Source organism: Pseudomonas sp. P7758 (genome assembly GCF_013386485.1).
GTDB lineage: Bacteria > Pseudomonadota > Gammaproteobacteria > Pseudomonadales > Pseudomonadaceae > Aquipseudomonas.
Genome location: NZ_JACARS010000124.1, coordinates 1 through 7,546 on the forward strand (window position 1 = coordinate 1; position 7,546 = coordinate 7,546).

Annotated in this window: 5 protein-coding genes; 1 reads left to right on the forward strand and 4 read right to left on the reverse strand. The window is 63.5% G+C overall.

The window, feature by feature from the left end:
- Nucleotides 1-38 precede the first annotated feature (38 nt).
- The 4 genes from yghU to HX873_RS24190 all read right to left on the reverse strand — a co-directional run bounded on the left by yghU (nt 39) and on the right by HX873_RS24190 (nt 6,806).
- Nucleotides 39-881: a glutathione-dependent disulfide-bond oxidoreductase gene (yghU, locus tag HX873_RS24175; RefSeq protein WP_008433268.1), complete on the reverse strand. Its 843-nt coding sequence runs from the start codon at nt 879-881 to the stop codon at nt 39-41.
- A gap of 133 nt (nt 882-1,014) precedes the next feature.
- Nucleotides 1,015-2,442: an efflux transporter outer membrane subunit gene (locus HX873_RS24180; protein ID WP_087692933.1), complete on the reverse strand. Its 1,428-nt coding sequence runs from the start codon at nt 2,440-2,442 to the stop codon at nt 1,015-1,017.
- Entirely contained in the window at nt 2,435-3,616 is a 1,182-nt protein-coding gene (locus HX873_RS24185) for an efflux RND transporter periplasmic adaptor subunit (protein WP_177020675.1), read from the reverse strand. The genes HX873_RS24180 and HX873_RS24185 overlap by 8 nt, the downstream gene beginning before the upstream one ends.
- Nucleotide 3,617: 1 nt before the next feature.
- Nucleotides 3,618-6,806: an efflux RND transporter permease subunit gene (locus tag HX873_RS24190; protein WP_008433261.1), complete on the reverse strand. Its 3,189-nt coding sequence runs from the start codon at nt 6,804-6,806 to the stop codon at nt 3,618-3,620.
- Nucleotides 6,807-7,115: 309 nt separating this feature from the next.
- On the opposite strand from HX873_RS24190, the gene HX873_RS24195 reads away from it, so the two are divergent.
- Complete coding sequence (locus HX873_RS24195) at nt 7,116-7,502, forward strand: MarR family winged helix-turn-helix transcriptional regulator (protein WP_003207888.1); 387 nt, start codon at nt 7,116-7,118, stop codon at nt 7,500-7,502.
- Nucleotides 7,503-7,546: the final 44 nt, after the last annotated feature.

Below are 7,546 nucleotides of genomic sequence, written 5' to 3' on the forward strand. Positions count from 1 at the left end.
CAAGCCCCCTCGCCACAAGGTGTGGGTTGCCAGCTCTATCAACGGTGCAGGTCGAGGTCCGACGCCTCATGCCGCTCGCGCAGTTGCTCTGACGGCTCGCCCGACACGCGGTTGACCCGGCGCCCACGCTGCACCGCCGGCCGCGCTTCGATGGCATTGGCCCAGCGCACGACGTGCTTGTAATCCTGCACCGAGAGAAACTCCCCCGCCTCATACAAGCGGCCTTTCACCAGGCCGCCGTACCACGGCCAGATCGCCATGTCGGCGATGGTGTACTCATCCCCGGCAATGTATTCGTGCTCGGCCAATTGCTTGTCCAGTACGTCCAGTTGGCGCTTGGTTTCCATGGCGAAGCGGTCGATGGCGTATTCGATCTTGGTCGGCGCGTAGGCATAGAAATGCCCGAAGCCACCGCCCAGGTACGGCGCGCTGCCCATCTGCCAGAACAACCACGACAGGCATTCGGCACGGGCCGCCGGTTCGGTGGGCAGGAACGCGCCGAACTTCTCGGCCAGGTACTGCAGGATCGCACCCGACTCGAACACCCGAATCGGCTTGGGCCCGCTGCGGTCCAGCAGCGCGGGAATCTTCGAGTTCGGATTGACCCCGACGAAGCCGCTGCCGAACTGGTCGCCGTCACCGATCCTGATCAACCACGCATCGTATTCCGCCCCCTTGTGACCCAGGGCCAGCAGCTCTTCCAGCAGGATCGTGACCTTCTGGCCATTGGGCGTTGCCAACGAATACAGCTGCAACGGATGACGGCCTACCGGCAATTCCTTGTCGTGGGTCGCGCCGGCAATGGGCCGGTTGATGCTGGCGAAGGTGCCGCCGTTTTGGGTCTTCCAGGTCCAGACTTTTGGCGGTACGTAATCAGTCATGCCACTACTCCTTGGATTCAATGTTCACAACAACTAACGGCAGGCGCGAGCTTGCTCGCGAAAAACTCGAGGGCGCCGTGTTCTTTCAGGATGCCCGCGGTGTGGTCGACGACCTTCGCGAGCAAGCTCGCTCCTACAGGTTCTTTTGGGCCAGTTGGGCCATATTCCAGCCGCCACCCAGTGCCTTGATCAGCCCTACGTTGGCGCTTAACTGTTGAGTCTGCAGATCCAGCACCGTGCGCTGTGCCTGCAACGACGCTACCTGCGCCGTCACCACGTCCAGGTACGCCGCGCCACCCTGGCGATAGCGGGCCAGGGACAAGTCCTCGGCGTACTGCGCGGCTGCCGCCGCATCGCGCTGGTCAACCAGGGCGGTGTCGAGCCCGGAGATGATCGAGAGGTTGTTCTCCACCTGCTCGAACGCGGTCAACACTACACCACGATACTTGGCCGCGGCTTCATCGGTTGCCGCCTTGGCACTGTCCACCCCGGCCTGGCGCGCGCCGCCGTCAAAAATCGTCCCCACCAGCGACGGGCCAATTGCCCAGAAAATGTTGGGCGCGCTCAACAAGTGCGCGAATTCATCACTCTGGAAACCACCCTGGGCACTCAGGGTAAGGGCCGGGAACCAAGCGGCTTTCGCCACCCCTATGCGTGCATTGGCCGAGGCAATCCGGCGCTCGGCAGCGGCGATGTCCGGCCGACGCTGCAACAGCGTAGACGGTACACCGGTAGGCACGCCGGGCAAGGCGATATCCGCGACGCTTGGGGCAATCGCGTAGGTCGATGCGGACTCACCCAGCATCGCCGCTATCGAGTGTTCAAGCACTGCACGCTGCACCAAATTCTGGCTCAGCTGCGACTTGACCGTCGACAGTTGGGTACGCGCCCGCGCCACGTCCAGCCCGGAGACGATACCGCCGCCGTGCAAGCCTTCGGTCAGGCTCAAAGCCTTGGCATAGGCATCGCTGGTTTCCTGCAGTAACTGGTCTTGCCGGTCGATGCCACGCAGGCGGATGTAGCTGTCGGCCAATTGCGCCTGCAAGCTCAGACGCACTGAGGCCAGGTCGGCCTTGGCGGCCTGGGCGTCGCTGGTGCCGGCGGCAACGGTGTCGCGCACACGGCCCCAGAGGTCGACTTCATAGTCCAGCTCTACCCCCACTGTCCCGGAATCGTAAACATTCGGCGGGCTGGCCGAGCGCAGTGGCCGGGTGTCCGACTGGCGAATGCGCTGGGCATTGCTGGAACCGATCAGCTTTGGAAACAGCCCGGATTGCGCCTGGGCCAAAAACGCCTGGGCCTGGGAATAGTGAGCCAGTGCCGCGCTCAAGTCCGGGTTGCTTTGCAGCAACTGCTGCTCCATCGCATCCAGTTGCGAGTCCTTGTAGATGTGCCACCAACCGTCGCGACTTGCTTGGTCGTTCGGCGTGCCGACGGTCCACGGTCCCTGGGTATGGAACTGCGCGGCAATGGGTACCTCCGGCACGTCCAGCGGCGGCGCAAGATGGCAGGCGCCCAGGCCCAGGGTCGCGACCAATACCAGGCAAGTGCGCTTAGCCATGGGGTTTGGCCTCCACAGGATTGGCGGCCAGCTGCACCGAATCGTCGTCGGCCAGGCCGTCGGGCGGGGTGTCGATCACGCGGTCGGTGGCGACCAGGCCGCTGCCGATTTCCACGCTGTCACCGAAGTCCCGGGCGATGGTCACGGTCTTGAAGTGCACATGATTATTCGCGTCGAGGGTGGCCACGCGCATGCCCTTGTCATCGAACACCAGGGCGCTGGCAGGCAGGCGCAGCACGTCGGTCTGCACCGGCAAGGTGAACTGCACGCTGGTGTAGCCGCCCGGCAGCAGGCGGCTGCCGGGGTTGTCCACCAACAGTTGCACCAGGGTGCTGCCGGACGCGGCGTTCACCGCATCGGCAGTGGCGATCACCTTGGCGTTGAAGGTTTCACCGCGATACTCCGGCACGCTCAGACGCGCCACGGTGCCCACCTGGATCTGCGGCGCCGACGACTGCGGCACCTGCACATACACCCGCAGGCGGCTGACGTCGGAGACCGCGAACAGCTCTTTGCCGGTGGCACCACCGGCACTGATCAGCGCCCCCACATCGGTGGAGCGTGCAGTGACCACGCCGGCGAACGGCGCAGTCAAGCGCTGGAAGCCCTTGGTGGCAACCAACTGGTCGACGTTGGCCCTGGCCGCGACCACTTTGGCCTGCTTGGCAGTCAGGTCGCCGGTGCGCTCATCCACGTCCTGGCGCGACACCGAGTCCGACGAAAGCATTGCCTGCCAGCGCTTGGCGGTGGTCTGTGCCAGCGACTCGTCGGCCTGGGCCGAAGCCAGCACGGCCTTGGCTTGCAGCAGTTGCTGATCGAGCTCCGGCGTGTCGATTTCGGCCAGCAGTTGCCCGGCCTTCACGTGGTCGCCGATGTCGACGTTCCAGGTCTTGAGGTAGCCATTGACCCGGGCAAAGATCGACGCCCGCGAATACGCCTCAAGACGCCCCGGCAGGTTCAGGATCGGACCCTGGGGCTGCACGCTCGGGGTGATCAGGATCACGCTGGGCAACGCCTGGGCATCGGTCCAGGTTTTCAGGTCATGGGATTCGCTGGCGCGCACGCCGATGCCGAATACCACCACGGCAACCAGGACCACCAGCCCCAGCACCAGCCAGAGCAGACCACGGGATTTACGGCGGGGCGAACCCGGATTGGAAACGGAAGCAGACATGTCAAACCCCTTGAGTGGCGGTGGTCGCAAGCGTGGCGTGCTGACGCCGCCCGTGCACAAGACTGAAAATCAGCGGAACCAGGAACAACGTGGCAATGGTGGCGAAGGCCAGCCCGCCGATGACCGCGCGGCCCAGCGGGGCGTTCTGTTCGCCGCCCTCCCCCAGGCTCAGCGCCATCGGCGCCATGCCGATGATCATCGAAATCGCGGTCATCAATACCGGGCGCAGACGGGTAAAGCCGGCTTCAAGCGCCGCCTGCACCGCATCCCCGTGCACCGCGAGGCGTTCGCGGCAAAAGCTCACCACGAGGATGGCGTTGGCGGTGGCCACGCCCATGCACATGATCGCCCCGGTCAGCGCCGGTACCGACAGCGGCGTGTGGGTGATGAACAGCATCCACACGATGCCCGCGAGCGCCGCCGGCAAGGCGGTGATGATCACGAACGGGTCAGCCCACGACTGGAAGTTGACCACGATCAGCAGGTAGATCAGCACCACCGCGCCAAGCAGGCCAAACAGCAAGCCACTGAAGGCCGCGTTCATGGTTTGCACCTGGCCCTGCAACAGCACCTTGGAGCCGGTGGGCACTTCGCTGGCGTGGGCGGCGATGATCTTCTGGATGTCGGCGGCAACGGCACCGAGGTCGCGGCCCTGAATTGCGGTCAACACCTCGACCACCGGCTGGATGTCCGACTGGGTCACCACCGAGTTCGCGTGGCTGCGTTCGATGGACGCCAGGCCGCCGAGGGTCTGGTCTTGCGCCGAACCGGGGCTGCCGCTCAACGGCAGGTTATGCAGGGCGGCCAGGGTGTCGAGGCCGTACTGCGGGGTTTGCATCACAATCGGATAAGACACGCCGTTGGCCGGGTTGAGCCAGAACGTCGGCGCCACCTGGCTGGAACCCGCCAGGTTGACCACCAGGCTGTTGGTCACGTCGCGCTCGTTCAGGCCCACCAGTTGGGCCTGGGTACGGTCCACATCGATCTTGAACGTGGGCAGTTGCCGCGACTGCTGGATACGCGCATCCACCACACCCGGCACCCGCCGGATTTCCCGCAGCAACGTGCTGGCGTAGGTGAAGTTGGCGGGCAGGTTATTGCCGCTGACTTGCACATCCACCGGCGCCGAAGAACCGAAGTTGAGGATCTGCCCGACGATGTCCGAAGCCGGGAACGAGAACACCGCATTCGGGAATTCACGGGGCAGCCGCTCCCGCAGTTCGCGCATGTATTCGGCGGTGGGACGATGGCCTTCTTTCAGGCTGATCTGGATGTCGCTGTCCTGTGAACCCACGGTGCCGGTGTTGTTGTAGGCCACGTTGATCCCGCTGATGGCCAGGCCGATATTGTCGACGATGGCCGCCAGCTCCCGGGGCTCGATCACGTTATGAATGGTGTTCTCGATCTGCGAGACCAGCCGCGCATTGCTCTCGACCCGCGTGCCGATCGGTGCACGCACATGCAACAGGATCTGCCCGGAGTCGACGTCGGGGAAGAAGTTGCGACCCAGGAATGGCACCAGCGCAAACGACACGGCGACGAACGCCAGCATCGCGATCACCGCGATACGGCGGTGGTGCAAGGCACTCTCCAGTGCCCCGTGGTAAACCCCGCGAAACGCCTCGAACTGGCGCTCGAACCCGCGCTGGAATTTCACCAGCGGGTTGCTCGACGGCGCCACCACCGGCGTACCGTCCGCATGATGTTCGTGAGGCTTGAGCAGGTAATTGGCGAGGGTCGGCACCAGGGTTCGCGAGAGGATGAACGAGGCGATCATCGCGAAGATCACCGCTTCGGCCATCGGCACAAACAGGAAGCGCGCCACGCCTTCCAGGAAAAACATCGGCACAAACACGATGCAGATACACAGCAGCGACACGAACGCCGGCGTGACGATCTGCGCCGCGCCGTCGAGGATCGCCGTCTCCACCGGCTTGCCCTGTTCCAGGTGCCAGTTGATGTTTTCGATGGTCACCGTAGCGTCATCCACCAGGATCCCCACGGCCAATGCCAGGCCGCCGAGGGTCATGATGTTGAGGGTTTCGCCGAGCGCCGACAGCGTGGCAATCGACGACAGGATGGCCAATGGGATCGACGTGGCGATGATCACCGTGGAGCGCCAACTGCCGAGGAACAACAGGATCATCAGGCTGGTCAACGCGGCCGCTATGATCCCCTCACGGGCGACGCCGCTGATCGCCGAGCGCACAAACAACGACTGGTCGCCGATCAGGTCGATATTCAGGTTGGGCGGCAAGGCGCCTTTGTTGTCGGCCAGTTTGTCCTTGATCCCGGCGATCACCCCGAGGGTCGACGCCGAACCGGTCTTGAGCACCGGCAGCAGCACGGAGCGGTTGCCGTTGACATGCACGATGTTGGTCTGCGGCGGGTTGCCGTCACGCACCGTGGCCACGTCACGGATCAACACCGTGGTGCCGTCGGCGGTCTTGATCGGCAGGTTTTCCAGGTCGTGGAAGTCCGTCGGCGAGTTGTTCAGTTGCAGGTTGAACTCGTAGCTGCCGATCTTTTGCGTGCCCACCGGGGTGATCAGGTTCTGCGTGGCCAGGGCAGTGGCCACGTCCTGCGCCGAGAGACCACGGGCCTGCATGCGTGCGGAGTCGAGGTCGATCTGCACCTGGCGGGTCTTGCCGCCGAACGGGTATGGCAGTGCGGCACCGGGCACCGTGGTCAGCATCAGGCGCACGGTGTTGAGGCCCAGGTCACCGAGTTTCTGTTCGCTGAGGCCTTTGCCGGACAAGGCCAACTGCACGATCGGCACTGTCGAGGCGCTGTAGTTGAGGATCAGCGGCGGCGTGGTGCCCGGCGGCAGTTGACGCAGGATGGCCTGGGACACCGAAGTCATCTGCGCGTTGGCCGTACTGATGTTGACTCCCGGCTGGAAGAACACCTTGACGATTCCGTAGCCGTTCAGCGATTGCGCCTCGATATGGCGGATGTCGTTGACCGTGGTGGTCAGCACCCGCTCGAACGGCGAGGTGATGCGGCCGGCCATCTGGTCGGGCGGCAAGCCGGTGTACTGCCAGATCACGGCAATCACGGGGATGCGAATTTCGGGGAAGATGTCGGTCGGTGTACGCCAGGCCGCGAGCGGGCCCACAATCAGAATGAAAATAGCCAATACCAGGAAGGTATAGGGGCGCCGCAATGCGATGCGCACGAGGTTGAGCATAGATGTGATCCAGACAGGAAGTTGATGACTGAAGGAGGTACCGAACAGCGCTTCCCTCCTGCCCCGCCCGTCTGTGTTCCGGGCCAACTGCACTGACATCCGGTCAAAATAGAGGCATATGCCACGATATAGCGTTTAGTGGCATACGCAACTAATTTGTTGCAGCATGTGTCAATATTCATCTTGCCGGATTAACGTTCGGTTAACCCTTGATCTGTAGCGAGTGATCAGCCTGTGAAATGCGCACCGCCTGTCCTGAATAGCCCGAGCACCTGTTCCAACGGAGCCGTGCGGCGCGCGTCCCGTCGTATGGCGCAGATCTATGACGAGGCGTTTGCGCCGTTTGGTCTGAAGGCCACCCAGTATTCGCTGATGAACCACATCGCCAATGGGGACGCTCCGAAGATGCGCGACCTGGCGCAGTCGTTGGTGATGGATTTGTCGGCCCTGGGGCATACGCTCAAGCCGCTGGTGCGGGATGGGCTTGTGGTGTTGCGGGTGGATGAGTTGGACCGTCGCAGCCGGCGGGTGCTGTTGACCGACGCGGGGCAGCGTAAATACGAAGAGGCGCGGGTGGTGTCCAGGCAGATGGCGGTGCGGTTTGATGAGGTGTTTGGGGCTGAGGCGGCTTGCGAGTTGCGCAAGGCCATGGACTTTATTGCGTCTGATGAGTTTGCTCGGGCGTTGTTGGGTTAGGGGGCATATCCGTTATTTGGGTGATGGCTTGTATTGGTTCCGCT